At 62.6% G+C, this 26,393-nt stretch carries 24 protein-coding genes; 18 read left to right on the top strand and 6 right to left on the bottom strand.

The genetic code is table 11. The annotated features are described in order from the left end of the window. The first annotated feature begins 269 nt into the window (after window positions 1-269). The 12 genes from frr to lpxB all read left to right on the top strand — a co-directional run bounded on the left by frr (window position 270) and on the right by lpxB (window position 12,360). Complete coding sequence (gene frr, locus BLW25_RS07130; RefSeq protein ID WP_092897683.1) at window positions 270-839, top strand: ribosome recycling factor; 570 nt, start codon at window positions 270-272, stop codon at window positions 837-839. Window positions 840-859: 20 nt separating this feature from the next. After that, window positions 860-1,687 carry a polyprenyl diphosphate synthase gene (gene uppS, locus BLW25_RS07125; protein WP_092897681.1) on the top strand — a complete coding sequence of 276 codons (828 nt, stop codon included), beginning with the start codon at window positions 860-862 and terminating at the stop codon, window positions 1,685-1,687. After that, the gene (locus BLW25_RS07120; RefSeq protein ID WP_092897679.1) at window positions 1,684-2,535 is read left to right on the top strand and encodes a phosphatidate cytidylyltransferase; all 852 of its coding nucleotides are present in this window, start codon (window positions 1,684-1,686) and stop codon (window positions 2,533-2,535) included. Before uppS ends, BLW25_RS07120 begins: the two co-directional genes overlap by 4 nt. A gap of 4 nt (window positions 2,536-2,539) precedes the next feature. Next, complete coding sequence (gene dxr / locus BLW25_RS07115; RefSeq protein WP_092897677.1) at window positions 2,540-3,721, top strand: 1-deoxy-D-xylulose-5-phosphate reductoisomerase; 1,182 nt, start codon at window positions 2,540-2,542, stop codon at window positions 3,719-3,721. Window positions 3,722-3,794: 73 nt separating this feature from the next. Beyond that, window positions 3,795-5,126 carry an RIP metalloprotease RseP gene (gene rseP, locus BLW25_RS07110; RefSeq protein ID WP_092897675.1) on the top strand — a complete coding sequence of 444 codons (1,332 nt, stop codon included), beginning with the start codon at window positions 3,795-3,797 and terminating at the stop codon, window positions 5,124-5,126. Between the two features lie 113 nt (window positions 5,127-5,239). Further along, window positions 5,240-5,404 carry a hypothetical protein gene (locus BLW25_RS24300; protein ID WP_171909501.1) on the top strand — a complete coding sequence of 55 codons (165 nt, stop codon included), beginning with the start codon at window positions 5,240-5,242 and terminating at the stop codon, window positions 5,402-5,404. Window positions 5,405-5,793: 389 nt separating this feature from the next. After that, complete coding sequence (bamA, locus tag BLW25_RS07105) at window positions 5,794-8,193, top strand: outer membrane protein assembly factor BamA (RefSeq protein ID WP_092897673.1); 2,400 nt, start codon at window positions 5,794-5,796, stop codon at window positions 8,191-8,193. A gap of 1 nt (window position 8,194) precedes the next feature. Further along, window positions 8,195-8,935, top strand: a complete 741-nt coding sequence (locus BLW25_RS07100; RefSeq protein WP_092897671.1) for an OmpH/Skp family outer membrane protein — start codon at window positions 8,195-8,197, stop codon at window positions 8,933-8,935. Between the two features lie 160 nt (window positions 8,936-9,095). Then, complete coding sequence (gene fabZ / locus BLW25_RS07095; RefSeq protein ID WP_092901673.1) at window positions 9,096-9,569, top strand: 3-hydroxyacyl-ACP dehydratase FabZ; 474 nt, start codon at window positions 9,096-9,098, stop codon at window positions 9,567-9,569. Window positions 9,570-9,572: 3 nt separating this feature from the next. Continuing rightward, window positions 9,573-10,379 (top strand): acyl-ACP--UDP-N-acetylglucosamine O-acyltransferase, encoded by an 807-nt coding sequence (gene lpxA / locus BLW25_RS07090; RefSeq protein ID WP_092897669.1) that lies wholly within the window; start codon window positions 9,573-9,575, stop codon window positions 10,377-10,379. Next, window positions 10,376-11,197 (top strand): LpxI family protein, encoded by an 822-nt coding sequence (locus tag BLW25_RS07085; protein ID WP_092897667.1) that lies wholly within the window; start codon window positions 10,376-10,378, stop codon window positions 11,195-11,197. Before lpxA ends, BLW25_RS07085 begins: the two co-directional genes overlap by 4 nt. Beyond that, window positions 11,194-12,360: a lipid-A-disaccharide synthase gene (gene lpxB, locus BLW25_RS07080; protein ID WP_092897665.1), complete on the top strand. Its 1,167-nt coding sequence runs from the start codon at window positions 11,194-11,196 to the stop codon at window positions 12,358-12,360. The genes BLW25_RS07085 and lpxB overlap by 4 nt, the downstream gene beginning before the upstream one ends. A gap of 122 nt (window positions 12,361-12,482) precedes the next feature. Here lpxB and mnmA read toward each other — a convergent pair whose 3' ends face one another. Beyond that, window positions 12,483-13,622 carry a tRNA 2-thiouridine(34) synthase MnmA gene (gene mnmA / locus BLW25_RS07075; protein ID WP_092897663.1) on the bottom strand — a complete coding sequence of 380 codons (1,140 nt, stop codon included), beginning with the start codon at window positions 13,620-13,622 and terminating at the stop codon, window positions 12,483-12,485. Between the two features lie 155 nt (window positions 13,623-13,777). On the opposite strand from mnmA, the gene BLW25_RS07070 reads away from it, so the two are divergent. The 5 genes from BLW25_RS07070 to BLW25_RS25220 all read left to right on the top strand — a co-directional run bounded on the left by BLW25_RS07070 (window position 13,778) and on the right by BLW25_RS25220 (window position 19,677). Next, a complete protein-coding gene (locus BLW25_RS07070; protein ID WP_092897661.1) occupies window positions 13,778-14,056 on the top strand; it encodes a CtrA inhibitor SciP in 279 nt (92 codons plus the stop codon). A 111-nt stretch (window positions 14,057-14,167) separates the two neighbouring features. Further along, window positions 14,168-14,881: a response regulator transcription factor CtrA gene (gene ctrA / locus BLW25_RS07065; protein ID WP_092897659.1), complete on the top strand. Its 714-nt coding sequence runs from the start codon at window positions 14,168-14,170 to the stop codon at window positions 14,879-14,881. A gap of 153 nt (window positions 14,882-15,034) precedes the next feature. Further along, window positions 15,035-17,317 carry an NAD-dependent DNA ligase LigA gene (ligA, locus tag BLW25_RS07060; protein WP_092897657.1) on the top strand — a complete coding sequence of 761 codons (2,283 nt, stop codon included), beginning with the start codon at window positions 15,035-15,037 and terminating at the stop codon, window positions 17,315-17,317. Beyond that, complete coding sequence (recG, locus tag BLW25_RS07055) at window positions 17,314-19,404, top strand: ATP-dependent DNA helicase RecG (RefSeq protein ID WP_092897655.1); 2,091 nt, start codon at window positions 17,314-17,316, stop codon at window positions 19,402-19,404. The genes ligA and recG overlap by 4 nt, the downstream gene beginning before the upstream one ends. A 150-nt stretch (window positions 19,405-19,554) precedes the next feature. Then, a complete protein-coding gene (locus BLW25_RS25220) occupies window positions 19,555-19,677 on the top strand; it encodes a hypothetical protein (RefSeq protein WP_283177946.1) in 123 nt (40 codons plus the stop codon). A gap of 160 nt (window positions 19,678-19,837) precedes the next feature. Here the strand turns inward: BLW25_RS25220 and BLW25_RS07050 are convergent, their stop codons facing one another. After that, window positions 19,838-20,278, bottom strand: coding sequence for an iron-sulfur cluster assembly scaffold protein (locus BLW25_RS07050; protein ID WP_092897653.1), 441 nt, complete (start codon window positions 20,276-20,278; stop codon window positions 19,838-19,840). 91 nt (window positions 20,279-20,369) lie between these two features. Here BLW25_RS07050 and hisI point away from each other — a divergent pair, with 91 nt between their 5' ends. Beyond that, window positions 20,370-20,729 carry a phosphoribosyl-AMP cyclohydrolase gene (gene hisI, locus BLW25_RS07045; protein WP_092897651.1) on the top strand — a complete coding sequence of 120 codons (360 nt, stop codon included), beginning with the start codon at window positions 20,370-20,372 and terminating at the stop codon, window positions 20,727-20,729. Window positions 20,730-20,758: 29 nt separating this feature from the next. Here the strand turns inward: hisI and gluQRS are convergent, their stop codons facing one another. The 4 genes from gluQRS to gyrA form a co-directional block, all read right to left on the bottom strand. After that, window positions 20,759-21,592: a tRNA glutamyl-Q(34) synthetase GluQRS gene (gluQRS, locus tag BLW25_RS07040; protein WP_092897649.1), complete on the bottom strand. Its 834-nt coding sequence runs from the start codon at window positions 21,590-21,592 to the stop codon at window positions 20,759-20,761. After that, window positions 21,580-22,908, bottom strand: coding sequence for a methylenetetrahydrofolate--tRNA-(uracil(54)-C(5))-methyltransferase (FADH(2)-oxidizing) TrmFO (trmFO, locus tag BLW25_RS07035; protein ID WP_092897647.1), 1,329 nt, complete (start codon window positions 22,906-22,908; stop codon window positions 21,580-21,582). Before trmFO ends, gluQRS begins: the two co-directional genes overlap by 13 nt. Window positions 22,909-22,948: 40 nt before the next feature. Further along, the gene (locus BLW25_RS07030) at window positions 22,949-23,299 is read right to left on the bottom strand and encodes a DUF6614 family protein (RefSeq protein WP_092897645.1); all 351 of its coding nucleotides are present in this window, start codon (window positions 23,297-23,299) and stop codon (window positions 22,949-22,951) included. 99 nt (window positions 23,300-23,398) lie between these two features. Then, window positions 23,399-26,191, bottom strand: coding sequence for a DNA gyrase subunit A (gyrA, locus tag BLW25_RS07025; protein WP_092897643.1), 2,793 nt, complete (start codon window positions 26,189-26,191; stop codon window positions 23,399-23,401). Window positions 26,192-26,393 lie beyond the last annotated feature (202 nt).

Genomic DNA, 26,393 nt, shown 5'->3' with positions numbered 1-26,393 from the left:
GCTGACGCAGGGTTTCAGCGCCACCGTGACCCACGCCCGGCCTGTCGGCTTACTGCGCTGAGGCATCATGCCGGGACAGGCCGCCGCGCATAAGGAGCAAGGGCGCAGGGAAACCGCCCGCGCCATACCTGCGCTAAGGGGATTTCTGCGCAGGTCCCGGTTGCGGGCGGCATTCCATGCCACAAGCTTCTATACCCCGGGCCATCTTTGTCCTATAGGAAACCAGATTTCCCCGCATCTCTCGCGGGCCAGCCTGAGGAATATGCCAGATGTCGAACGAAGAGTTCATGCTCGACACCGATGATCTTGTTCGCCGCATGGAAGGGGCGATTGCCTCTCTGCGGGTCGAATTTGCCAGCCTGCGTACCGGCCGTGCCTCCGGCGCGATGCTGGAGCCGATCATGGTGGATGCTTACGGCCAGATGACGCCGATCAACCAGCTTGGCACCGTCAACGTCCCCGAGCCACGCATGGTCACGATCAACGTCTGGGACAAGGGCATGATCAATAAGGTGGAAAAGGCGATCCGCGAATCCGGTCTGGGCATCAATCCGCAGACCAATGGCCCGATCATCATGCTGCCGATCCCCGAGCTGAACGAGGAACGCCGCCGCGAACTGACCAAAGTCGCCGGCTCCTATGCCGAGCATGCCAAAGTTGCGATCCGCAACCTGCGCCGTGACGGGATGGATCAGATCAAGAAAGCCAAGACGAAGAACTCGCTCTCGGAAGACGACCAGAAATTCTGGGAAGAAGAGGTCCAGGAACTGACCGACAAGCATATCAAGCTGATTGACCAGACGCTTGAGACCAAACAGGCAGAGATCATGCAGGTCTGATCCTTCGGGAGGAGCCGCGCATGGTCGCCGCTAAAACCCCCGATGCCGCAGGGCCCCGCATTTCGGGATCTGGCAGTTCCGGATCTGGCACCGCCATATCAGGCCCAGATGCGGCCGCGCAGGTGCATCAGGCGCAGGCAGGTGCAGGGGCGGCGCGCCATGTTGCGATCATCATGGACGGCAATGGCCGCTGGGCGACCAATCGCGGCTGGCCGCGACTGGTCGGGCATCGCCGGGGCGCGGAACGGGTGCGTGAAATCGTGCGCGCCGCGCCGGATATGGGGCTGCGCTGGCTGACGCTTTACGCATTCTCGACAGAAAACTGGAAACGATCGACCGAGGAAGTCCTTGGTCTGATGGGGATTTTCGCGCATTTCATCCAGCGCGAGGCCGCAGCCCTGGCACGCGAAGGCGTGCGGTTGCGCTTTGTCGGGGACCGCTCGCGTCTGGCGCCAAAGCTGCAACGCCTTATGGCGGGGATCGAGGCCAAGACCGCGCATCTCACCCGACTGAACCTGATCGTTGCGATCAATTACGGCGGCCGGGACGAGATCCTGCGCGCCGCGCGCCGGATCGCGACCGAGGCGGCCGAGGGGCGGTTCAATCCCGCAGACCTGACCGATGCCGCGTTCTCACATGCGCTCGACACTGGCGACGTGCCCGATCCGGATCTGGTGATCCGCACCTCGGGCGAGACCCGCACCTCGAATTTTCTCGTCTGGCAGGCGGCTTATTCGGAATATGAATTTACCGAAACACTCTGGCCCGATTTCACGCCGGAGGAACTGGCCTCGATTCTTTCACGTTTCGGCAATCGGGAGCGCCGGTTCGGCGGAACAAAACCATGACCGCAAAATCCGCAGGCGAAAAATCGGCAAGATGGGGTGATCTGGCGCCGCGTATACTTTCGGCCATTGTCATGCTGGCGGTCGGAGGGGTTGCAATCTGGCTTGGCGGGATCTGGTTTCTCGCGCTTGCGGTGCTCTCTTCGGCGCTGATGATGTGGGAACTGGCGCGGATGACGCGCGGGCAGGGGTTTGATGCCTCTATTCTGCTCGGGGGGCTCACGGCGGTGGTGCTGATCATGGGGATCACGCTGCCCTGGGCATTGCCCTTTCTACTGCTGCCCTCGCTGATCGGGGTGCTGACGCCGCGCCGCGACATTCTGGTCTTCGTGCCCTATGCGCTGGTGATCGTGGTGACGGCGATGGCACTGATCATCCTGCGCAGCGACACGCATGGGGTGGTCGCGATTGCCTGGCTTATTTCGGTGGTGGTGGCCTCGGATGTGCTGGGCTATTTCGCAGGGCGTATCCTCGGCGGGCCGAAATTCTGGCCGAAGATCAGCCCGAAAAAGACCTGGTCCGGTACGGCGGCGGGCTGGATCGGGGCGGCCCTGGTGGGCTTTGCCTTCTGGCATTATGCCGGCTTTGGCGCGGCCGTCCTGTGGGTCTCGCCTCTGATCGCTTTCGCGGGACAACTGGGCGATATCGCGGAATCGGCGATCAAGCGACGGGCAGGGGTCAAGGATGCCTCGAATCTGATCCCGGGCCATGGTGGCCTTCTGGACCGCTTCGATGCGCTGGCTTTTGCCGCGGTTCTGGCGGTGATCCTCAATCTCGGGCTGCATTTCCTGCCCGTTGCCGGCGATCTCGCGCCCCTGGCGGCCAACCTGCCGCACACTGTGACGGAGTAAGGCCTTGCGCAAGATATCCATCCTTGGCGCGACCGGCTCGGTCGGCACCCAGACTATTGACCTTGTATCCCGCGCCGCAGAAGGCACCTTTGCCGTCACCGCCCTGACCGGCGGGCGCAATATCGCACTTCTGGCCGAACAGGCGCTGGCGCTCCGGCCTGAAATCGTGGTGACATCCGAACCCGGGCTGCTGCGGGATCTGCGCGATGCACTTGCGGGCAGCGGGATTGCTATCGCCGCCGGGCCTGAGGCTATCCGCGAGGCCGCCGCTCGCCCCGTCAGTCTCACGCTGAATGCGATCATCGGCGCGGCGGGGCTTATTCCGGGCCTTGCCGCACTTGAGGCCGGTGCCACGCTGGCGCTCGCGAATAAGGAAAGCCTGGTTGCCGCCGGCCCGCTGATGATGCGGCGGATGCGCGAGACCGGCGGCCATATCCTGCCGGTCGACAGCGAGCATTCCGCGATTTTTCAGGCACTTGCGGGGGAAGAACCCGATACGATTGACCGTATCATCCTGACCGCTTCGGGGGGCGCTTTGCGCGACTGGCCGCTGGCGCGGCTGGAGACCGCCACGGTGGCCGAGGCGCTGGCGCATCCAAACTGGTCGATGGGGCAGCGGATCACCATCGATTCCGCTTCGATGTTCAACAAGGCGCTTGAGGTGATCGAGGCGCGCGAGCTGTTCGGCGTCAGGCCCGATCAGGTCGAGGTGATCATCCACCGTGAAAGCATCATCCATTCGATGGTCGGCTTTCAGGATGGCGCGGTGATGGCGCATCTGGGCGTGCCGGATATGCGCCACCCGATCGGCTATGCGCTGAACTGGCCGGAGCGTGCCGCGCTGCCGGTGGCGCGGCTTGATCTTGCGAAACTGACGAAGCTGAGTTTCGAAGCCCCCGATGAGACCCGTTTCCCGGCCCTGCGGCTGGCGCGTGAGGTGATGGAGGTGCGCGGCCTTGCCGGTGCCGCCTTCAATGCCGCGAAAGAGATCGCGCTGGATCTTTTCCTCGCGGATAAGATCGGGTTCATGGATATGGCGCGGCTGGTCGAGGCGACCTTGACCAGGCTTTCGTCAGATTCCGGCCTTCACAAAGACGCAGGCTCTCTTGAGGATGTGCTCGCGATGGACCATCTCGCAAGGATCCGCGCGGCAGAGATCGCAGCTGACCCCGCGCGCGCGGTCTGAAAGACGCGGTCTGAAGAAAAAAGCAGACAAACAGACTAAAAGCAGACGAACAGGCATAAGGAACGGCTGATTTATGGATATCCTCGGACTGCTCACGGGGGCCGCCTGGTCGGTCGTCTTCTTCATTGTCGCGCTTTCGATCATCGTGGCGATCCATGAATATGGCCATTACATCATCGGACGCTGGTCGGGGATTCACGCCGAGGTCTTCTCGCTTGGATTCGGGCCGGTGCTGCTGTCGCGGGTGGATAAGCGCGGCACGCGCTGGCAGGTCGCGGCGATTCCCTTTGGCGGCTATGTGAAATTCCTCGGTGATGCCGATGCGGCCTCTGTCCGGTCCGAGGTGCCTTCGGGGCTGAGCGCGTCTGAGCGTCGCCATACGATGGCGGGGGCGCCTCTCTGGGCGCGGGCCTCGACCGTGCTGGCCGGGCCGGTGGCCAATTTCATTCTGACCTTCGCGATCCTGTTGGGCACGGTGTTGTTCAACGGCATAGCGCTGGACCGGCCCATCGTGGGCAAGCTGGTGCCGGTGCCCGGGGTGCAGACGCTGCAGGAGGGCGATGTCATTCTCGCGCTTGGCGGGCGGGCTACGCCGGACAATAAGAGCTTTGGCGAGGCGATGCGGGCCTTGCCGCGCGACGCCGAAGTGGAGTTCCGCGTCGAGCGGGACGGTCAGGAACTGACGCTGATGGCGCCGCATCCGCAGCCCGGCCTGATGGGCGGCGTGCAGGTGAAATCGGCCGCGATTGATGCTGGTCTACAGGCGGGCGATGTGGTGGTCAGGGCCGATGGCAAGGACATCAACGCGTTTGAGGATCTGGCGGATATCGTGCGCGGCTCGAATGGCCGCACCCTGCCGCTGACGGTCTGGCGCGATGGCCGTACTTTCGATCTGGAGCTGACGCCGCGTTCGCGCGATGTGCCGCGCGCGGCGGCTGATGGCGGCGGTTTCGAGACCCGCTGGCTGCTCGGTGCCTTTTCCGGCATGACTTTTGAACCCGCGAGCCGCCCGGCCGGCGTCTGGGAGGCAGTCACAACCGCCGCCAGCGCGATGTGGAATATGACCACCACCACCTTCTCGGGCCTGTGGCATATGATCGTCGGGCAGATTTCCACCTGCAATATGTCGGGCGTGATCGGCATGGCCGAAACCATGGGAGATGCGGCGAAAACCGGGACCATGGGCTTCCTGAGCATGCTCGCGGTGCTGTCACTGGGGGTCGGGATCCTGAACCTTCTGCCGATTCCGGTGCTGGATGGCGGCCATCTCGTGTTCCACGCTTTTGAGGCCGTGACGGGCAAGCCGCCCTCGGACGGGGCGCTGCGGGTTCTGATGACGGTCGGGCTGACGCTGCTTCTGTCGCTGATGGCCTTTGCGCTGTGGAATGACGTCACCTGTGTCTGACATGGACGGCGGTGGCCGGGGCGGTTTTCCCGGCACCGCCGGATCCTGCGCGGTTTGCGCCTTAGTCTCGCCAGATTCACGGCCTATCCCTCTGCCTAACAAGAGGTGATGCTATGCAGCTGGTTGAACGCACTTTCCCGGGTCTTGTCCTGCTTGCCAGGATCAATTTCGACCGGATTTTCACCATGGGAACGATTGTGGCCGGTCTTCTTGCGGGGGCATTTCTGGGCTCCGCCATTCTGGGCTATTACGCGGCGCCCGTGCACATCACGCCCTGAGGCGACATTACGTGGTCCGCGCCAGGCAGGTTTCCGCCGCTTGCTGACCGCGCTGTGGCTTTGTGACACCTGTGAGAAACAACCCGAACCCGGCTCTTTCGTGCCGGGTTTTCGCTTTTTCGGCCATCAGACCGCGGGGAAGGTGGCGGGAAGCCCCCGGTCCGGGCGCGTATTTCTGCTGATTTCACGGCATATCGGTGCATTCGCCCTGGCCGCAGCTTCCTTCGGGTTGTGCCGCGCTTGTGTCGCCTGTCTCGTATGCGGCGATCAGCGGGGTGACATACTATATCTGCCAGACTTATCCACAAGGACCGCAGGCTTTTGACAAGGGCCGGCTTTGTCGTTAGTCAGACACAGGGAAAATTGTACTGCGGAGCGCGTGGCAGGTCATGGTGAAAAGCTCGATCCGGAAACAGCAGCGCGCCGGTGGTATTGCCGGTGGCCGCAAGAGGGTTGCCGGGGTCACGCTTGTGACTGCGGTTTTGCTCGGATCGGTGGCCTCGACGCCGGTCTGGCTCAAGCCCGCCTTCGCCCAGGTTTTCGCCTTTTCAGCGGTGAAGGTCGAAGGCAATGAGCGCGTCGATGCCTCTACCATCCTGTCTTATGCGGGAATCAGCCGTGGCCAGGAGGTTTCGGCCGGGGCGCTGAATGACGCCTATCAGCGGATCAATGGCTCGGGCCTTTTTGAGACGGTCGAGATCGTCCCCCAGGGCAATACGCTCGTGATCAAAGTGAAGGAATATCCCTTCATCAATGTGATCAGCTTCGAGGGCAACAGGCGCATCAAGGATGACGATCTCGCCAAACTGGTGAAATCGCAGTCGCGTCACGTCTTTTCTCCCTCGACCGCCGAAGCCGATGCGGCGACCCTGGCCGAAGTCTACCGCCAGCGGGGCCGTATTGCTGCTACCGTCAACCCCAAGGTCATCCGTCGCGATGGCAACCGGGTCGATCTGGTCTTCGAGATCACCGAGGGCAAAGTCGTCGAGATCGAGCAGCTTTCCTTTGTCGGGAACCGCGCCTTCTCGGACCGCCGGCTGCGTCAGGTCCTGCAGACCAAACAGGCGGGGCTTTTGCGCCAGATCATCCAGCGCGACACCTATGTCTCGGAACGGATCGACGTCGACAAACAGCTTTTGACCGAATTCTACCGTTCGCGCGGCTATATCGATTTCCAGGTGCTTGACGCCTCGGCCGAAGTCTCGCGCGAACGCGATGCAAGCTTCGTGACCTTCACCATCCGGGAAGGCCAGCAATATTCCATCGGCGCGATCTCTACCGTGTCCGAGGTCGAAGGCGTTGCTGCCGACGATTTCGCGGCGGTGCAGAAGATCCGGGCAGGCCAGACCTGGAGCCCGGCGCTGATCGACAACAATATCGCCCGGATGGAAAATCTCGCCCTGAAGAAGGGGCTGAATTTCGTCCGCGTCGAACCCCGTATCACCCGTGATGACCGCAATCAGCGCGTCAATATCGAATTCGCGGTGGTGCGCGGCGAGAAGATTTTCGTCGAACGTATCGATATTGAAGGCAATGCCACCACGCTGGACGAAGTCGTCCGACGGCAGTTCCGCAGCGTTGAAGGCGACCCCTTCAACGCGCGCGAGATCCGGCAATCGGCGGAACGGATCCGCGCGCTCGGCTTCTTCTCGGATGCGCGGGTGAATGCTGAACCGGGCTCGGCCCCGGATCAGGTGGTCGTGAATGTCGATGTCGATGAACAGCCGACCGGCTCGCTTGGCTTTGGTCTGAGCTATTCGGTCGAATCCGGGGCAGGGATCTCGGTCAGTTTCGCGGAATCGAACTTCCTTGGCCGTGGCCAGTCGATTGCGGCCAGCGTCGCAACCACCTCGGACAATCAAAGCTCGAGCTTCTCCTTCACCGAACCTGCACTTTTCGGCCGGGATCTGAGCCTTTCCTTCGGGTTGTTCTATCGCACAACCGATTCGGATTATGCGCTCTACAACACCCGCAGCGCCGGGTTCTCGCTCGCGCTTGGCTTCCCGCTGGGTGAACAATCGCGCCTCAGCCTGCGCTATCGGCTCAGCCGGGACGACATCTTCGATCTCGATGCGGATGAATACGATAACAGCACCGTGCCGCCGACGCCGATTTCGCTGCGGTCGCCGATCCTGAAGGATGAAGTCAGCCGCGGTGCGCTGACCTCGTCGTCCATCGGCTATACTTATGAATATGACAGCCGCATCACCGGGCTTGATCCGACGCGCGGCCTGTTGTTCCGCTTTGGCCAGGATATCGGCGGGCTTGGCGGCGACACCAAATTCCTCACCACATCGCTTTTCGCTATGGGCGAACAGAAGATCTGGAATGAGGAAGTCACGATTCGCGCGATCTTCGAAGCAGGGCATCTCCAGGATCTTGGCGATACCGGCACCCGCGTGACCGACCGCTTCTTCCTGCGCGGCAAGATGCGCGGCTTTGAGCCCAACGGGATCGGCCCGCGTGACGGCACCGATCTCGAAGATGCGCTCGGCGGCAACGTCTTTGCTGTGGCGCGGTTCGAATCGGAATTCCCGGTCGGCCTGCCCGAAGAATACGGCATCATGGGCGCTGCCTTCCTCGATATCGGCTCGGTCTGGAGCCTTACGGACAAAGCAGGCCTTGCCGGGACCATCGATGACAGTTTCAAGCCGCGTGTTGCGGTCGGTGTCTCGGTTCTCTGGGATACGCCGGTGGGGCCGCTGCGCTTCAACTTTGCCAAGGCGCTCAAGAAGGAAGACTACGATAAAACGCAGTCCTTCGACCTGACCGTTTCGACCAAGTTCTGAGATGGCGGCGCCTGCGCTCCGGGGGATGATGCTGGCGGGCCTGGCACTGCTGCCGGTCTGCGCGGGCGCAGCTTTTGCGCAGGACGCCGAAGTCCCTGCGGCCTCCCAGGGGGCAGAAACTGCCCCCGCTGCGGCTGCGGGCGAGGCTGCCACGGGCGCGGACGCATCAGGCAAGCGCGAGACTTTCGCACTTTTGACCCTCAACCAGGCGGAGCTTTTCGAGAAATCCGCCTGGGGGAGGGCCGCAACGCAAGCGGCGGAACTGGCGGCCGCCGAAGTCAGCGCCGAGAACCGCGCCATCGAGGCCGCGCTGGAACAGGAAGAGCGTGATCTGACGGGGAAACGCGCCGGGATGACGGCGGAGGCATTCTCGGTTCTGGCGCGCGATTTCGACACCAAGGTCGAGGAGTTCCGCCAGTCGCAGGATGCGAAAGTGCGCGCGATCAACCGCAAGCTGGACGAGGATCGCAAGGTTTTTGTCGATCTCTCGGTGCCGCTGATGGCCGAGTTGCTGGATGAATATGGCGCAGTGGCGATCATTGGCGATGATGTTCTGATTCTCTCGCGTTCCTCGGCGGATGTGACGCAGCGTGCGATTGCCCTGATGGATCAGCGTCTGCCGGCGCCCGAAGCCGCGCCCGGGGATGGGGAGGGCGATGGGCAGGGCACAGAGGGCGGTGCAGACCCCGTGCCTGCGCCGGTTCAGGATCCCGCAACCGGAACACCTGCGCCTGCACCGTGAACGCCGCGCCTGCAGCCGAACCGACGCGGGTGGTTTCGGCGCTCTTCGCCGGTGCTGTTCGCCGGAACTTGCCCCGCAGCTATCAACTTGGTAGCAGTCGGAAAACCGCGCGAAACCGCTGCGGATTTCAGCCCTATGTGACAGGAGGAGGATGCGCCAGATGGATGCCAATACGGAAGCCAGGGCCGTCACCAATGCCGATCTGGATCTGATCCAGCGGATTATCCCGCATCGTTACCCGTTTTTGCTGATCGACAAGGTCCGCGATGTGGTGATCAACGAATCCTGCGTTGGCGTGAAATGCGTCACCTATAACGAGCCGCAATTCACCGGCCATTTCCCGGGTATGCCGATTTTCCCCGGTGTGATGATCATCGAGGCGATGGCACAGACCTCCGGCGTGCTGGTGGGGCTCTCGATGGATCTCGTCGACAAGAATGCGAAAGTGTTCTTCATGGGCGTTGATGGTGTGAAATTCCGCCGCAAAGTGGTGCCCGGCGATGTGCTGGAACTGCATGTGAAAGCGCTGCGTGGCGGCGGCAAGGTCTGGAAATTCTCGGGCCGCGCCACGGTCGATGGTGAACTGGCCTGCGAGGCTGAATTCACCGCAATGTTCGACCTGCCAAAGGCCTGATCCATGTCCATTCACGGTACCGCCGTCATCCACCCTTCCGCCGTGATCGACGACGGCGCCGTGATTGGCCCGGATTGTTTTATCGGCCCGTTTTGCGTGGTCGGCCCCGAGGTTACGCTGCAACGCGGGGTCGAGTTGAAATCGCATGCCGTCGTCACCGGCTGGACTGATATCGGCGAAGAGACCACGATCTGGCCCTTCGCGAGCGTAGGCGAAGTGCCGCAGGATCTGAAATTCAGGGGCGAGCGCACCCGTCTGGAGGTCGGCGCCCGTTGCCGCATCCGCGAAGGCGCCACGCTGAACACCGGCACCGAAGGCGGTGGCGGGGTGACACGCGTCGGCGATGATTGCCTGCTGATGACCGGGGTTCATATCGGCCATGACGCGATTGTCGGAAATCGGGTGGTGATGGCGAATAATGTCGCCATAGCGGGCCATTGCCATATCGGCGATGATGTGGTGATCGGCGGCCTGTCCGGCATCCATCAGTTTGTCCGCATCGGGCGCGGCGCGATCATCGGCGCGGTCACCATGGTCACCAATGACGTGATCCCCTATGGCCTCGTCCAGGCCCCGCGTGGCGAGCTGGACGGGCTGAACCTTGTCGGGCTGAAACGACGTGGGGTCACCCGGGCCGAAATCACCCAGCTGCGCGCCGCCTTCCAGATGCTGGCCCAGGGCGAGGGCACCTTCCATGACCGCGCCGAGCGTCTCGCGGAGGATTTCGACGCCGTCCATGTGCGCGAGATCAGCGAGTTCATCCTCTCGGCCAGCGACCGGTCGTTCCTGACGCCGAAAGGCGCGAAATGAGCGTCGCGATCATTGCCGGGCGTGGTGCACTCCCTGCCGCGCTGGCGCAGGCTGCGCCCATGCGCCCCTTTGTGGCCGCGCTGGATGGCTTTCCCCCCGAAGGGCTGGTGCCCGATCTGACCTTCCGGATCGAACGGCTCTACCCGTTTTTTGCCGCCTTGCATGAGGCGGGGATCACCGCCGTCTGTTTCGCCGGTGCGGTGCAGCGCCCGCGGCTTGACCCGGCGCTGTTTGATCCGATCACCGCCGGTATCGTGCCGCGTCTGATGGCCTCACTGGCCCAGGGCGATGACGCGACTTTGCGCGAGGTGATCGCACTCTTCGAGGAAGACGGGTTTTCGGTGATCGGCGCCTCCGATCTTGCGCCCGCCCTGGTGCCGCAAGCCGCGTTTTATGCCGGCGAGGTTCAGCCCCGTGACCGTCAGGATGCGGCCCGCGCTGCGCTGATTGCCGAGGCGCTTGGCCGGGTCGATGTCGGCCAGGGCTGTGTCGTGCAACAGGGGCTCTGCCTTGCAACCGAGACGCTCGCAGGGACCGATGCGATGCTGGCTGGCGTGGCTGCCCTGCCCGCCGGGCTGCGACCCGAGGCCCCGCGCGGACGTGGGTTGCTGTATAAGGCGCCAAAACCTCTGCAGGACCGGCGTATCGATCTGCCGGCGCTTGGGCCGGTCACCGTGGCCCGGGTGGCGCAGGCCGGTCTGGGTGGCATCGTCTGGGAGGCAGGTGGCGTGATCTGCCTCGATCTGCCGGCAATGCAGGCCGCTGCGCGTGACGCGGGGCTCTTCCTCTGGGCGCGTCAGCCCGGAGAACCTTCGTGAAATTCATCCTGATTGCCGGAGAGCCCTCGGGCGACCGGCTCGGGGCCGCGCTGATGGCAGGGCTGAAGGCGCTGGTGCCTGAGGCGCGCTTCGAAGGGGTTGGCGGCCCGGCCATGCAGGCCGAGGGGCTGGAAAGCGCCTTTCCGATGGAAGAGCTCTCGGTCATGGGCATTGCCGAGATATTTCCGAAATATTTCCATCTCAAACGGCGGATCCGCCAATGCGCTGACCTGGTGCTGGCTGAGCAGCCGGCGGCCCTGATCACCATCGACAGCCCGGATTTTTGCCTGCGCGTGGCGCGGATTGTCAAAGAGGCCGCGCCGGAAATTCCGACAATTCACTATGTCGCACCCTCGGTCTGGGCCTGGCGCCCGGGCCGCGCCGCTAAGATGGCGGGGGTGATCGACCATGTGCTGGCGCTTTTGCCTTTTGAGCCGCCCTATATGGAAGCCGCCGGGATGAGCTGCGATTTCGTGGGCCATCCGGTGGTCTCTGAGCCTGTGGCCGGTCCGGCCGAGGCAGAGGCCTTCCGCGCCGCGCATGGCATTGCCCCCGATGCACCCTTGCTTGCCGTGCTGCCCGGATCGCGCCGGGGCGAGGTCAGCCGGCTTCTGCCGCCATTTGGTGAAACGGTTGCCGGTCTGGCTGCGTCATGCCCTGGCCTGAGGGTGATCCTGCCAACGCCGAGCCATCTGATGCCGGTCGTGTCAGAGGCGGTTGCAGGCTGGGCCGCTGCGCCGGTCATCCTGAAGTCCCCCGATATCGCAAACCGCATTGCTGCCTTCGCCGCCGCCGATGCTGCACTGGCCGCGTCCGGTACGGTCAGCCTGGAACTGGCGGCACAGGATTGCCCGATGGTGATTGCCTATGACATGGCGCCGCTGACGCTCTGGCTGATGCGGCGGATGATCCGGGTCGATACCGTGACCCTCGTCAATCTCGTCTCCGAGACCCGGACAGTGCCGGAATTCATCGGCCGCGATTGCCGGCCGCCAAAGCTCATCCCGGCGCTGACCGCACTTCTTTCCGGAAAATCGAAAGGGCAGGAGGCGGCAATGCGCCTGACCATGGAGCGCCTTGGTCGTGGCGGTGAAGCCCCCGGGATGCGCGCCGCGTACTCTGTTCTGACCTTTTTGCAGGTTGATGCCGCGAAACTGCGCTGACGCGCATGCCTCCGGCGGGGATATTTAAGGACAGATGAAAAGGTCAGCCTCTTTCATCTGTCTCTAAATATCCCGGGGGTGAGGCTCCTTCAGGAGCCGAGGGGGCAGCGCCCCCTCTCTGTTTAACGCCCGCGCCAGATCCAGCCGCCGCCATAAATGCGGCTTCCCTCATTCGCGTAGAACACGCAGGCCTGGCCGGGGCTGACACCATCTTCCGGTTCAATCAGCTCCACTTCGGCTTCTGTTGCCGAGATCGGACGGATGATTGCCGGGCGCGGCGCGCGGGTCGAACGCACCCTGGTCAGCACGTGCCATTCCGGCTGGCTCTCAAAGGGTGCATCGCCCAGCCAGTTGATTTCCCGCACCGGGATCACCCGGGTCGAGAGCGCCTCTTTTGGCCCGACTACGACCCGACGGTTTTCGGCATCGAGTTTCACCACATAAAGCGGCTCGCCGAGCCCCCCGATCCCCAGACCTTTGCGCTGGCCGATCGTGTAATGGATCACGCCACGATGCGCGCCCAATACCCTGCCTGCGAGATCGACGATCTCACCGGGTGAGGCGGCATCGGGCCGCAGCTTCTCGATCACGCTGGCATAATTGCCGTTCGGGACAAAACAGATGTCCTGGCTGTCGGGTTTGTCGGCCACCGGCAGACCGTATTTTGCCGCCAGGGCGCGGGTCTCTGCCTTGGACTGCAGGTGGCCCAGCGGGAAGCGCAGGTAAGAGAGCTGCTCCGGCGTGGTTGAGAACAGGAAATAGCTCTGATCGCGGTTCGGATCGGCGGCCGAATGCAGCTCTGGCCCGGCACCGCCCAGTTTGCGCTGGATGTAATGGCCGGTCGCCATGCAATCGGCCTCCAGCTCTTTCGCAGTGGCGAGCAGGTCCTTGAACTTCACCCTCTCATTGCAGCGGATGCAAGGCACAGGCGTCGCCCCAGCCAGGTAGGCCTCGGCAAATTCCTCGATCACCGCCTCGCGGAAGGTGTTCTCGTAATCCAGCACATAATGCGGGAAGCCCATCGTCTCGGCCACGCGCCGCGCGTCATGGATGTCACGACCGGCACAGCAGGCGCCTTTCTTTGCCAGCGCGGCCCCGTGGTCATAGAGCTGCAGCGTCACGCCGACGACATCATAGCCCTCTTCCTTGAGCATCGCCGCCACGACAGAGCTGTCGACACCGCCCGACATGGCGACGACCACGCGGGTATCTTGTGGGGCCCGGTCAAAGCCGAGCGAGTTGAGCCTGGTATCAAAGGGCATGGCAGTGTCGGGGCATGGGAGGGTCGCCGATGGGGAAAGGTTCCGGATTAGCCCGGAATATATGAAAATCTTTCCTACTCTCAAGGTGCGGGTTCAGCAATGTTTAAGCGTAACTGGTCAAATCTGCCTGAACCAGACAGCGAACGGAAACCGCGATGTATCTCAGACGAGTTGACGGCCCGAGGCAGGTGACCTTGCCGGATGGCTCCATTCTGACCCGGGCGGATCTGCCCGCGCCAGAGACGCGACGCTGGGTTGCCAGCCGCAAGGCGACGGTTGTGCGGGCTGTAGCACATGGGCTGATCACGGCCGAAGAGGCGCGCGAGCGGTATTCCCTGTCAGAAGAGGAATTCCGGCTTTGGTGTGACGCTGTCGAAAAACACGGAGAGAAGGCGCTGAAAGTCACGTCTATTCAAAAATTCAGACAACTTTAGATTGTATTGGAATTTCTCTCTGGCAAGCTGTGCGTGGTAACCATGCATTAACCAGGGGATGCGAGTGTCGTTAACGAAAATGACCTGACAGCCCGGACCGGAGATTTCCATATGCGTATTTTACTTGTCGAAGATGATCCAACAACATCGCGCAGTATCGAACTGATGTTGACCCATGCCAACCTGAATGTCTATTGCACTGATATGGGCGAGGATGGCATAGATCTCGCCCGCCTCTATGATTACGATCTGATCCTGCTTGATCTCAATCTGCCCGATATGAGCGGGCATGAGGTTCTTCGCCAGATCAGGCTCGCGCGCGTAGAAACGCCTATCCTGATCCTGTCCGGATCGGACGATACCGAGAGCAAAATCAGGGGGTTTGGCTTTGGCGCCGATGACTATCTGACCAAACCTTTCCATCGCGAAGAACTGGTGGCGCGGATCCATGCGATCATCCGCCGCTCAAAAGGACATAGCCAGTCCACAATCCGGACCGGGCTGATCACGGTTAATCTCGATGCCAAAACCGTTGAATCCGAAGGCAAGGCCGTTCATCTGACCGGCAAGGAATACCAGATGCTTGAGCTGCTTTCGTTGCGCAAGGGAACCACTCTGACAAAAGAGATGTTCCTTAATCATCTTTATGGCGGCATGGATGAGCCGGAGCTTAAAATTATTGACGTGTTTATTTGCAAATTGCGCAAGAAACTGAGCGAAGCCACCGGCGGCGAAAGTTATATCGAGACCGTCTGGGGCCGAGGATATGTGCTGCGCGATCCGGAAGGAGACCGCGGCGGCGGGCGCCTCGCGGCAACGGCCTGATCAGGCTCGCATCGGCTTTGCCCGGGCAAGGCCGATGTCCTGCGCTTTCGGTGTGACCGGGTCCGGCACCTCTGTGCCGCTGCCAGGCGCGTGTGGTGCTTTACCTCCTGGTGGTCAGGTCCTAGGTTTGGGCCGAACCGGGCGGAGGGGGCAATGGAAGCCAGAGCAGTCGAAGATCTCAGTGAAGCAGAGGCCCGGGCCGAGCTGAATATGCTGGCGCAGAAGCTTGCCGGCGCGAATCATGCCTATCACGCCGAAGATGCTCCGGTGATCAGCGATGCGGAATATGATCAGCTGAAGCGCCGCAATGCGGCGATCGAGGCGCGCTTTCCCGCGATGAAACGGGCTGACAGTGCCAGTGATCAGATTGGCGCAGCGCCGGTGGAGGGGTTCGGCAAGGTTGCGCATCGCGTCGCAATGCTCAGTCTCGAAAATGCGTTCGATGACAGCGATGTCTCGGATTTCGACGACAGGGTACGGTCCTTCCTCAACCATTCCGGCGGGGTGAGCTATACTGCAGAGCCGAAGATAGACGGGCTCTCGCTTTCCTTGCGCTACGAATCGGGGCGGCTGGTCCAGGCCGCGACCAGGGGGGATGGCGCAACGGGGGAGAATGTGACCGCGAATGCGCTCACGATTGCCGATATCCCGCATATGGTTTCCGGGGCGCCGGAGATTATGGAGGTGCGGGGCGAGGTCTATATGTCCCATGCTGACTTCGCGGCGCTGAACAGCCGCCAGGAAGAGCTCGGGGAAAAAACCTTTGCCAATCCGCGCAATGCGGCCGCTGGCAGCCTGCGCCAGCTCGATGCGCGGATCACCGCGAGCCGCCCGCTCAAGTTCTTTGCCTATGCCTGGGGGGAGGTGTCGGCGCCCCTCGCGAACAGCCAGTCGGGCGCGATCCGGCGCCTTGCGGAACTGGGGTTCCAGACCAATCCTCTGACACGGCTTTGTGCGGGGCCAGAGGAGATGCTGGCGCAGTATCGCCATATCGGTGAATTGCGGGCCGGGCTTGGCTATGACATCGACGGCGTGGTTTATAAGGTTGACGATCTGGCGCTGCAGGCGCGGCTGGGGTTTCGCTCGACCACGCCCCGCTGGGCGATTGCACATAAATTCCCGGCCGAACTCGCCTGGACCTGGCTTGAGGCCATCGACATTCAGGTCGGTCGCACCGGCGCGCTCTCGCCGGTTGCTCGGCTGGTGCCGGTGACGGTGGGCGGTGTGGTGGTCTCGAATGCCACGCTGCATAATGAGGATTACATTCATGGCCGCAATTCGGCCGGGGAAGAGATCCGCGGCGGCAAGGATATCCGGATCGGCGATTTCGTCCAGGTCTACCGTGCCGGTGATGTGATCCCGAAGATTGCGGATGTCGATCTGGCGAAACGGCCCGAAGGCGCGATCCCCTATGTCTTCCCCGAGACCTGTCCGCAATGCGGCAGCCCGGCGATCCGTGCCCCCGAAGATTCCGTACGTCGCTGCACTGGCGGTCTGATCTGTCCCGCGCAAGGTGTTGAAAGGCTGAAACATTTCGTCAGTCGCAATGCATTTGACATTGAGGGCCTCGGCGCGAAACAGGTTGAGCTGTTCTATCTCGACGATCTTCTGCCAGTGAAAACGCCGGCTGATATCTTTACGCTTGAGGCACGTGACACCGCTAACCCGCTGCAAAAGCTGAAGAACCGCGATGGTTTTGGCGAGACCTCGGTCAGGAAGCTCTGGGCCGCTATCGACGAGCGCCGGACGATTGGCTTTGAACGCTTCCTCTTCGCGCTTGGCATCCGTGATGTCGGTGAGGTGGCCGCGCGGGATCTGGCGCGGCATTACCAGTCCTGGACCAGCCTGGCATCGGCCATCGACATAGCCCATCCGGCCGCTTTGCGCCAGATCGCGGCGGATGAGGCCGAGGCGGAAGAACGTATCGCCGCCCGTGACGCGGGGCGGCGGGCGCAGCCGTCAAAGGCCCGTGCGGTGATCTGGGATCAGGATCCGCTGGACCCGGCGACGCTTTCCGCCTGGCAGGAGCTTTTGTCAATCGACGGGATCGGCGCGGTTCTGGCGGTCTCGCTGGTGACCGCGCTGGCGCCTGGCGGGCATGAGCGCCAGGCGGTCGATGATCTCGTGGCGCAGCTTAAAGAGATCACTCCGCCAGCTAAACGTGCGACCCAAAGCCCGGTGGCGGGCCTGACCGTCGTTTTCACCGGCTCGCTTGAGAAAATGACCCGGGCCGAAGCCAAGGCCCGCGCAGAATCGCTGGGGGCGAAGGTTGCGGGTTCGGTTTCAGCCAAAACCGATCTTCTGGTGGCCGGGCCCGGCGCCGGCTCCAAGCTGAAGGAAGCGGCAAAGCTGAACATCCGCACGCTCGATGAGGATGGCTGGCTCGTGTTGATCGGCGATCTGGCGGCTGGTCAGCCAGGAGAGACCGGCGCATGAGCCGTCCTGAGGCGCTCTTTCCGCTTTTCGCGGATCTGGAGACGCTGGACGGCGTCGGTGCAAAAAGCGCGAAGGCGTTTGAAGGGCTGGCGGTCAGCCGCCCGAAGGATCTTTTGTACCTGCTGCCTTACAGCGGCATCGACCGCAGTCTGCGCGCCGGCATTCGCGACTATGTTTTGCCCACAACAGTGACCATCGCGGTCGAGGTGCTGCGCCATCAGCCGGGGCGCACCCGCTCGGCGCCGACAGTGGTGCATTGCCGCGACGATGAGGGCGCGGCGCTGGAACTGGTCTTCTTCCATGCGCGCGGTGACTATCTGCAGCGCATCCTGCCGGAGGGCGTGCGCCGGGTGATTTCCGGCAAGGCCGAGGCCACTGATTTTGCGATCCGTATCGTGCATCCCGATCACGTGCTGGCACCGGAAGAGGCGGGATCGCTGCCGGGATGGGAACCGGTCTATCCACTCACAGCAGGCATCACGCAGAAAACGGTGCAGAAAGCGATGGTTTCGGCGCTGGCCCGGTTGCCGGATCTGGCGGAATGGATCGACCCCGGGCTGATGGCGCGCGAAGGCTGGCCTGCCTGGTCTGCCGCGATCACCCAGGCCCATCGTCCCACAAGCACGCAGGATCTGGCGGCGGAAGATCCGGCCCGGGCGCGGCTCGCCTATGATGAACTATTCGCGCATCAGCTGACGCTGTCGCTTGCGCGGGCGCGGATGCGGCGCGGGCGTGGGATGCAGAGCCGGGGCGATGGAGGACTGCGCGCGCGGCTTTTAGCCGGCTTTCCTTATCGGCCCACAGCCGCGCAGCAGCGTGCGGTTACCGAGATCGCCGCAGATATGGCCGCGCCGTTGCGGATGAACCGGCTGTTGCAGGGCGATGTCGGTGCCGGGAAAACGCTGGTGGCGCTGATGGCGCTGGCGGTGGCGGTCGAGGCGGGCGGGCAGGGTGTGCTGATGGCTCCGACCGAGATCCTCGCGCGCCAGCATTATGAGGGGCTGGCGGATCTCGCAGGCCAGGCCGGCATCCGGATGGAACTCCTGACCGGGCGCGACCGGGGCAGTGACCGGGTGGCCAAACTGGCGGCTCTTGCGGCGGGAGAGATCCAGATCCTGGTCGGCACCCATGCCGTTTTCCAGAAGGACGTGGTTTTTCATAATCTGCGTCTCGCAGTGATCGATGAACAGCATCGCTTTGGCGTGGCACAGCGGATGGAACTGGGCGCCAAGGGCGAGGCGGCGGATGTGCTGGTGATGACCGCGACACCGATTCCGCGCAGCCTTGCCCTGGCCTCTTACGGCGATATGGACGTCTCGGTGCTGGATGAAAAACCGCCGGGCCGCAAACCGGTCAGGACGGTGCTGGTGACCACAAGCCGGATTGACGAGGTGGTGGCCCATCTGGCCCAGGCGGTGGCAGCCGGGCGTCAGGCCTATTGGGTCTGCCCGCTGGTCGAGGAAAGCGAGCTTGTTGATCTGGCCTCGGCTGAGGAACGGTTTGCCCATCTGCGCGCCGCTTTGGGTGAGGGGCGGGTCGGGCTGGTTCATGGACAGATGCCGCCTGCGGCCAAGGATGCCGCTATGGCGCGGTTTGTTGCCGGAGAGACCGGCGTTCTGGTCGCGACGACGGTGATCGAAGTCGGGGTCAACGTGCCCAATGCCTCGATCATGGTGATCGAGCGCGCCGAGACCTTCGGCCTTGCACAGCTGCATCAGCTTCGGGGGCGGGTCGGGCGAGGGGCCGCGGAATCGACCTGTCTGATGATGTATCAGCCGCCCTTGAGTGAAAGCGGCGAGCGCCGTCTCAAGACGCTGCGCGACACCGAAGACGGTTTTCGCATCGCCGAGGAAGATCTCGCGATGCGCGGTGCCGGGGATCTGATCGGCACCGCGCAATCTGGCCTGCCCAGGTTCCGCGTCGCCGATCTGGAACGGCAATCGGCGCTGATGGCGGTGGCGCAATCGGATGCGCGCAAACTTTTGCACGATGATCCGACGCTCGACAGCCCGCGCGGTAAAGCGGCACGACATCTTTTGTGGCTGCTGGATCAGGATCGGGCGATCCGGCTTTTGACGGTCGGCTAAACCCGTATTCGGCGGGCGTGGAGGCGGCCTCCGCATAAGGGGAACACCTGAAACCCGTTATGTTCTCAAATGTTCCACTTTAGTTCTTTACAACTCATGAATTATGTGAGAACAATATGGCAACAAAACAGAGAGCAGGAGGAAGTGAAGATGATCGCCCGACTGAAAGCCGTTCGCCGCAGCGCAGATATCCGCGCGGCCGAGGATATTCTTGGCGTCTTTGCCCTCTTCGCGCTTTTGTTTGTTGCCCTCGCGCTGCCCGTCGCTGGCTGAGCGCATACGAGTTTCTGCCTGCGGTCTGACCCCAGACATGCACCGGCCTTCTCTGTCCCGATCCGAAGGCCCCTGATCTGAACCTGTCCCGCAGATCCCCGCATGTCCCAGACACGCTTGACTTCCGCCGCCGTCGTATCCCGACGCGCGGCGGTTTTTTTTAGGTCTGCCGGGCTTTGTCGACAGCTTCGCAGGCGGCGTCGAGCACCAGCAGGATTGAGGCATGACGATTGCGGAAGTCCCGCGCCGGGATCAGCACCTCGTAAAGATCGAAAGGCGCGGGCGGCGGTTCAGCTCCGTCTTTCAGCATGGCGGCAACGGCGTCGCGGGCCTGATGCAGGTCCTGAGCGCTGCGCCCGATCACAGCACGGCCAAAAATCGCGGCAGAGGCCTGGCCGAGGGCACAGGCCCGCACCTCTTGCGCATATTCCGCAACCCGTCCGTCCTGCAACGTCAGGTCGACCGTCACGGTCGATCCGCAGGTGGGAGAGCGCTTTTTCGCGCTTCCCTGTGGCGCATCAAGCCGCCCGGCCAGCGGGATATTCGCCGCCAGTTCGAGAATCTTACCGGAATATAGCGAGATCAGATCGCTGTCGCTCATCGCCGTCGCCTTTGCCGATAGGCTGCCCTTGTGGCCTGCCTTGCCTGACGTCTATGTAATCGGACGAAGCGTCCGCGCCAAGGAGAAGACCATGAGCTTTGATCCCGCCAGTCTGAAATTCGATGCCAATGGGCTGGTTGCCTGTATCGCCCAGCAGCATGACACAGGCGAGGTGCTGATGCTGGCCTGGATGAACGCAGAGGCGGTGGCGAAGACGCTCGAAACGGGCAGGATGACCTATTGGTCGCGCTCGCGTCAGGCGTTCTGGATCAAGGGGGAAAGCTCGGGCCATGTGCAGCGGCTGGTCGGGCTGCGGGTGGATTGTGATCGCGACTGTCTGCTGGCGCTTGTGGATCAGACCGGGCCGGCCTGCCATACCAACCGGCGGTCGTGTTTTTATACCGGGGTCGAGACCGGGGATGAGATCGAGCTGATGCAGCCGGTTACCTGAGTCTGGTCTTCACCTCTGGCGGGACTATTTCAGTCACGAGGAAGGGACATGCCGAGCATCTGACGGATATCGCCGGGCGTCGCGCCGTCCTCGCGGTATTTTGCAAGCGCACGGGCGTCATCGCGCTTGGCAAGACGCTTGCCGCTGTCGTCACGGATCAGGCGATGATGATGCCAGAGCGGCTGGGGCAGGCCGAGCAGGCGGATCAGGAGGGCGTGGATGAAGGTGGCCTCGAACAGGTCTTCGCCACGGGTGATTTCGGTGATGCCCTGGGCGGCGTCATCGGTCACGACAGCAATGTGATAAGAGGTCCCGATGTCGCGGCGCGCCAGAACTATATCGCCGATCTCAGCGACCATCTGTTCAGCATTGCGACGATGAAGGCCCGGCCGACGACCTGTATCGGTGAAGGTGACGTCGCCGGCGCGCGCCATGGCTTTCGCCATATCGAGACGGATTGCGCCGTCCCGGTGGCCGGCATGGCGGCAGGTACCGGGATAGACCGGTCCATCCGGCCCGATCACAGGCGCGCCTTCCTGTGGCGCCGAAAGGGCCGCGCGAATATCGCCCCTGGTGCAGGTGCAATGATAGGTCAGGCCGCTTTTTTCAAGACTGTCAACTGTTTGCCGGTATAAGTTAAGGCGCTCTGACTGCCGCAGAACCGGGGCTTCCCAGTGCAGCCCCAGCCAGCTGAGATCGTCATATATGGCGGTCTCGTAATCGGACCGCGCGCGGGCGGTATCGATATCTTCGATTCTGAGAAGAAAGCGATCACCGCGCGCGGCTGCGGTCAGCGCCGCGAATGCATGGCCCAGATGAAGCGGCCCGGTTGGCGATGGCGCGAAACGGGTTACCCGAGCCATTCTGTGAAAGCGTCTTTCGCGCGGTCGGTATAGGCCTTGTAGCGATCCTTGCGACCGCGGCGCCCGCCTTTGGCATCAATCGGGGGGAAGAGGCCGAAATTGACATTCATCGGCTGGAAGGTTTTTGCCTCGGCGCCACCGGTGATATGGGTGATCAGCGCGCCCATCGCGGTATCGGCAGGGGGTGGCGGCAGATCCTGGCCCTTAATCTCAGCTGCTGCCATACGGCCTGCGAGCAGACCCATCGCAGCGGATTCGACATAGCCCTCGACCCCGGTGATCTGACCGGCGAAACGGATATTCGGACGAGACTTCAGCCGCATCCGGCCATCGAGCAGCGTCGGCGAGTTGATGAATGTATTGCGGTGAATGCCGCCGAGACGGGCAAACGAAGCATTCTCAAGTCCGGGAATCAACTTGAAAACAGCGGTTTGTGCGCCGTATTTCATCTTGGTCTGGAAGCCCACGATATTATAGAGCGTCCCGAGCGCATTGTCGCGGCGCAGCTGAACCACCGCATAGGCTTTGGTTTCGGGATCATGTTCATTGGTCAGGCCGACCGGCTTCATCGGCCCGAAGCGCAGCGTCTCGCGCCCGCGTTCGGCCATGACCTCGATCGGCAGGCAGCCGTCGAAATAGCCGGCCGTTTCGCCTTCATGGAATTCGGTTTTCTCGGCGGCCAGCAGCGCGTCGATGAAAGCCTCATATTGCTCCCGCGTCATCGGGCAGTTGAGATAGGCCTTCTGTTCCTCCTCGGTCTCGCCCTTGTCATAGCGGGACTGGCGCCAGGCGACCGACATATCGACCGATTCCGCGTAGACAATGGGCGCGATGGCGTCGAAAAAAGCGAGGCTGTCCGCCCCGGTCTCGGCGCGGATTGCTTCGGCCAGGGCGCCGGAGGTCAGCGGGCCGGTCGCGATGATCCAGTGACCGTCTTCGGGAAGGGCGCGGATCTCGCCGGGGTCGAATGAGATCATCGGATGTGCGCGCAGCCGTTCCGTCACCGAAGCCGAAAAGGCATCGCGGTCAACGGCCAGTGCGCCACCTGCCGGCAGACGGTGGTGACGGGCCATTTCCATGATCAACCCGCCCGCCGCCTGCATTTCCCAATGCAGCAGGCCGACGGCATTCCGTTCATCATCATCCGAGCGGAAGGAGTTCGAGCAGACCATTTCGGCGAAATCGCCGGTGCGATGCGCGAATGTGCCCACAGAGGGGCGCATTTCGTGCAGGACGACCGGGACGCCGGCCTCGGCCGCCTGCCAGGCGGCCTCGGATCCGGCCATGCCGCCGCCGATGATGTGGAGCTTTTCCATGGCTCGCGATGTAGCCCTGCCTTGCCGACAGTTCAACTCCTCAGATCAGGGCGATGCGTTCGCGTTGCGCAGGATCGGGCCAGTTCCGGTAGAGGCCGACATCGGCATGGGCGATCATGCCATGCATCTGGTCGTAGCGGCGCAGCGCCTCATCATCGCTGGCGGCGAGACCTGCGAAAGCGGTGTCGAGGCCGGCAAGGCCAGGCAGCTCAATCTCCAGCAGGAAATCGGTATGCTGCCCCGAAGCAAGCCCCAGTTTGCGACGCAGAAGCCGCCAGTCGCTCACCAGGCCCTTGCCGTGCAGATGATCCATCCAGGCGGCGACGGCAGCCGCGAATGCCAGGGCCCGTGCCTCCGGCCGCAGTTCGATCAGGCAATGGTAAAGATGCACCGTTTCCTCCCTCGGGCCAGCCGCCCGGACCAAGTGAAACAGCGAAAATTTACCATCGGGTTAAAATGAAACGGCCCGCCACAGGGGCGGGCCGTCACATCATTCCGGGGCGGTCTCGGGCGGCACGTCAGGCGCCGGCGTGTCAGAAGACGCTGTATCGGGAACCGTCGTGTCCGCCGCGCCGACGCCCTCCTGCTCGGCGATGCGGGCGACCGAAACCACCTCTTCCTCGCCGCCGGTATTCAGAACCTTCACGCCCCCAGCCGACCGCGAGCGGAAAGAAATCTGGTCCACCGGCACCCGAATCGACTGGCCGGAAGAAGTCGCGAGCATGATCTGATCGGAAAGATCGACCGGGAAGGAGGCCACCAGCGGCCCACCAGGCATGGATTTGGCGAAGGCGGTCACACCCTGACCGCCACGACCGCGCACCGGGTAGTCATGGCTGGACGAGAGCTTGCCGAGACCGCGCGCGGTGATGGTGAGGATCAGATCCTCGGCCGCTGACATTTCAGCATAACGCTCGGTCGAAAGCTGGCCCGCTGCGGCCTCGTCCTCATCATCCGCCTCGATCTCTTCGGTCACACCCGCGACAAGGCGGCGCTGCTTCAGATAGGCGGCGCGCTCGGCCGGATCGGCTTCGAAATGGCGGATGATCGACATCGATACGACCTTATCCTCGCCGTTCAGCCGGATGCCGCGCACGCCGGTCGAGCCGCGCGATTTGAACACGCGGATCTCTTGCGTCGAGAAGCGAATGGCGCGACCCGATGCCGTCACCAGCATGACGTCATCATTCTCATCGGCGATGGCTGCGTTCACAAGTGTAACGTTTTCAGGCAGTTTCATCGCGATCTTGCCATTGCGCATCACATTGGTGAAGTCCGACAGATCATTCTGCCGCACATCGCCATCCGAGGTTGCGAAAACGATCTGCAGCTTGTCCCACTCGTCTTCCGGCACATCAACCGGCATCAGCGCGGCGATAGAGACCCCGGGATCGATCGGCAGGATATTGACCAGCGCCTTGCCTTTGGCATTGCGGCCCGCCACCGGAAGCCGCCAGGTCTTGAGCTTGTAGACCATGCCGGAGGTTGTGAAGAACAAGAGCCAGGTATGTGTATTTGCTACGAAAAGCGTTGTGACTACGTCATCTTCCTTGGTCTGCATGGAAGACAGACCCTTGCCGCCACGGTTCTGCTGGCGGAACTCGGCCAGCGGCGTGCGCTTGATATAGCCGCCCGAGGTGATGGTCACGACCATATCCTCACGCTCGATCAGATCCTCGTCATCCATATCGCCTTCCCAATCGGCGATCTGGGTGCGGCGCGGCACGGCAAAGAGCGAGCGAACCTCGGTCAGCTCATCGGAAATGATCCCCATGATCCGATCACGGGACGAGAGAATATCGAGGAAATCCTTGATCTTGCCGGCAAGTTCTTCCAGCTCGTCGGTCACTTCCTTGACGCCGAGCGCAGTCAGGCGCTGCAGGCGCAGTTCGAGGATCGCCCGGGCCTGGGTCTCCGAGAGATTATAGGTCCCATCCTCGTTCATCTTATGGCCGGGATCGTCGATCAGCCGGATGTAGGCCGCGATATCATGCGCGGGCCAGTTGCGGGTCATGAGCCGCTCGCGCGCCTCGGCCGGATCGGCAGAGGAACGGATCGTCGCCACAACCTCATCGACATTCGACACCGCGACCGCGAGACCGCAGAGAATATGGCTGCGCTCGCGCGCTTTCCGCAGCTCGAAAGCGGTGCGGCGTGCGACAACTTCTTCGCGGAACACAAGGAAATGGCTTAGAAAATCCCGAAGCGTCAGGGTCTCGGGCTTGCCACCCACCAACGCCAGCATATTGCAGCCGAAATGCACCTGCATCGGCGAGAACCGCCAGAGCTGGTTCAGCACCACATCGGGTGTGGCGTCGCGTTTCAGCTCGATCACCACCCGCACGCCGACACGGTCCGACTCGTCGGCGATCGAGGAGATCCCGTCGATCCGCTTGTCGCGCACCGCTTCGGCGATCTTCTCGATCATCGAGGCCTTGTTGACCTGATAGGGGATCTCGTCGACGATGATTGCCCAGCGGTCTTTGCGCAGCTCTTCCACATGGGTTTTCGCCCGGATGATCACCGAGCCGCGCCCTTCGAGATAGGCCTTGCGTGCGCCCGAACGACCAAGGATCAGACCCCCGGTCGGAAAATCTGGCGCCGGAAGCATTTCCATGAGCGATTCCATGGAGATATCCGGGTTTTCTATCATCGCCAGTGTGGCGTCGATCACCTCGCCGAGGTTGTGCGGCGGGATCCGCGTCGCCATGCCGACCGCGATCCCTTCGGTGCCGTTGACCAGCATGTTCGGGTAGCGGGAGGGAAGCACCGTCGGCTCGCGGTCCTTGCCGTCGTAATTGTCCTGGAAATCGACCGTATCCTTGTCGATATCGGCCAGCAGAAAGGCGGCGGGCTTGTCCATCCGGACTTCGGTATAGCGCATCGCGGCTGGCGGATCGCCATCCATCGACCCGAAATTCCCTTGCCCATCAAGGAGTTTCAGAGACATGCTGAAGGGCTGCGCCATGCGCACCAGCGCGTCGTAAATCGAGCTGTCGCCATGCGGGTGGTATTTCCCCATCGTATCGCCGACCGGACGGGCCGATTTGCGATAGGGCTTGTCATGGGTGTTGTTGCTTTCGTGCATTGCGAACAGCACGCGGCGATGCACCGGCTTCAGCCCGTCGCGCAGATCGGGGATCGCACGGCTGACAATGACCGACATCGCATAGTCGAGATAGGCGGTCCGCATCTCCTGGGTGATATCGACCTGCGGGCCGTGATAGACCGGCTTTTCAGGGATTTCACCAGCGTTTTCAATATCTTCCGGAGTGTCTGACACGGTACGCCTTCTTTGTCACGGCCGGGTCTTTCGGGAACGTGTCCCCTGGCCCGCATTTAGTTGAGCAGAAGTTACACCATACCAGCCATTGGGTGCAATGGTGGCCGCAATGGTCGGGGCGGTCTCCTGTCATCTCTGCTGTCATCACAGGGGCAGGGCGAGTGACAGGTCGTTGATTTTATTGACCTTATATTCATCTCTG

It is taken from the genome of Rhodobacter sp. 24-YEA-8 (assembly GCF_900105075.1).
GTDB lineage: Bacteria > Pseudomonadota > Alphaproteobacteria > Rhodobacterales > Rhodobacteraceae > Pseudogemmobacter.
Note: the sequence above shows the minus strand (reverse complement) of the source record. Positions and strands in the feature narration are given on the sequence as shown.

What these genes read in the sequence shown, in the direction of transcription:
- rseP (WP_092897675.1), top strand. Translation starts at nt 3,795, where the DNA reads ATGGATATCCTCGGACTGCTCACGGGGGCCGCCTGGTCGGTCGTCTTC.
- BLW25_RS07085 (WP_092897667.1), top strand. Translation starts at nt 10,376, where the DNA reads ATGAGCGTCGCGATCATTGCCGGGCGTGGTGCACTCCCTGCCGCGCTG.
- ligA (WP_092897657.1), top strand. Translation starts at nt 15,035, where the DNA reads ATGGAAGCCAGAGCAGTCGAAGATCTCAGTGAAGCAGAGGCCCGGGCC.
- BLW25_RS07070 (WP_092897661.1), top strand. Translation starts at nt 13,778, where the DNA reads ATGTATCTCAGACGAGTTGACGGCCCGAGGCAGGTGACCTTGCCGGAT.
- BLW25_RS24300 (WP_171909501.1), top strand. Translation starts at nt 5,240, where the DNA reads ATGCAGCTGGTTGAACGCACTTTCCCGGGTCTTGTCCTGCTTGCCAGG.
- trmFO (WP_092897647.1), bottom strand. Translation starts at nt 22,908, where the DNA reads ATGGAAAAGCTCCACATCATCGGCGGCGGCATGGCCGGATCCGAGGCC.
- gluQRS (WP_092897649.1), bottom strand. Translation starts at nt 21,592, where the DNA reads ATGGCTCGGGTAACCCGTTTCGCGCCATCGCCAACCGGGCCGCTTCAT.
- mnmA (WP_092897663.1), bottom strand. Translation starts at nt 13,622, where the DNA reads ATGCCCTTTGATACCAGGCTCAACTCGCTCGGCTTTGACCGGGCCCCA.
- BLW25_RS07120 (WP_092897679.1), top strand. Translation starts at nt 1,684, where the DNA reads ATGACCGCAAAATCCGCAGGCGAAAAATCGGCAAGATGGGGTGATCTG.
- lpxA (WP_092897669.1), top strand. Translation starts at nt 9,573, where the DNA reads ATGTCCATTCACGGTACCGCCGTCATCCACCCTTCCGCCGTGATCGAC.
- ctrA (WP_092897659.1), top strand. Translation starts at nt 14,168, where the DNA reads ATGCGTATTTTACTTGTCGAAGATGATCCAACAACATCGCGCAGTATC.
- recG (WP_092897655.1), top strand. Translation starts at nt 17,314, where the DNA reads ATGAGCCGTCCTGAGGCGCTCTTTCCGCTTTTCGCGGATCTGGAGACG.
- BLW25_RS25220 (WP_283177946.1), top strand. Translation starts at nt 19,555, where the DNA reads ATGATCGCCCGACTGAAAGCCGTTCGCCGCAGCGCAGATATCCGCGCG.
- hisI (WP_092897651.1), top strand. Translation starts at nt 20,370, where the DNA reads ATGAGCTTTGATCCCGCCAGTCTGAAATTCGATGCCAATGGGCTGGTT.
- BLW25_RS07050 (WP_092897653.1), bottom strand. Translation starts at nt 20,278, where the DNA reads ATGAGCGACAGCGATCTGATCTCGCTATATTCCGGTAAGATTCTCGAA.
- fabZ (WP_092901673.1), top strand. Translation starts at nt 9,096, where the DNA reads ATGGATGCCAATACGGAAGCCAGGGCCGTCACCAATGCCGATCTGGAT.
- frr (WP_092897683.1), top strand. Translation starts at nt 270, where the DNA reads ATGTCGAACGAAGAGTTCATGCTCGACACCGATGATCTTGTTCGCCGC.
- uppS (WP_092897681.1), top strand. Translation starts at nt 860, where the DNA reads ATGGTCGCCGCTAAAACCCCCGATGCCGCAGGGCCCCGCATTTCGGGA.
- BLW25_RS07100 (WP_092897671.1), top strand. Translation starts at nt 8,195, where the DNA reads ATGGCGGCGCCTGCGCTCCGGGGGATGATGCTGGCGGGCCTGGCACTG.
- bamA (WP_092897673.1), top strand. Translation starts at nt 5,794, where the DNA reads ATGGTGAAAAGCTCGATCCGGAAACAGCAGCGCGCCGGTGGTATTGCC.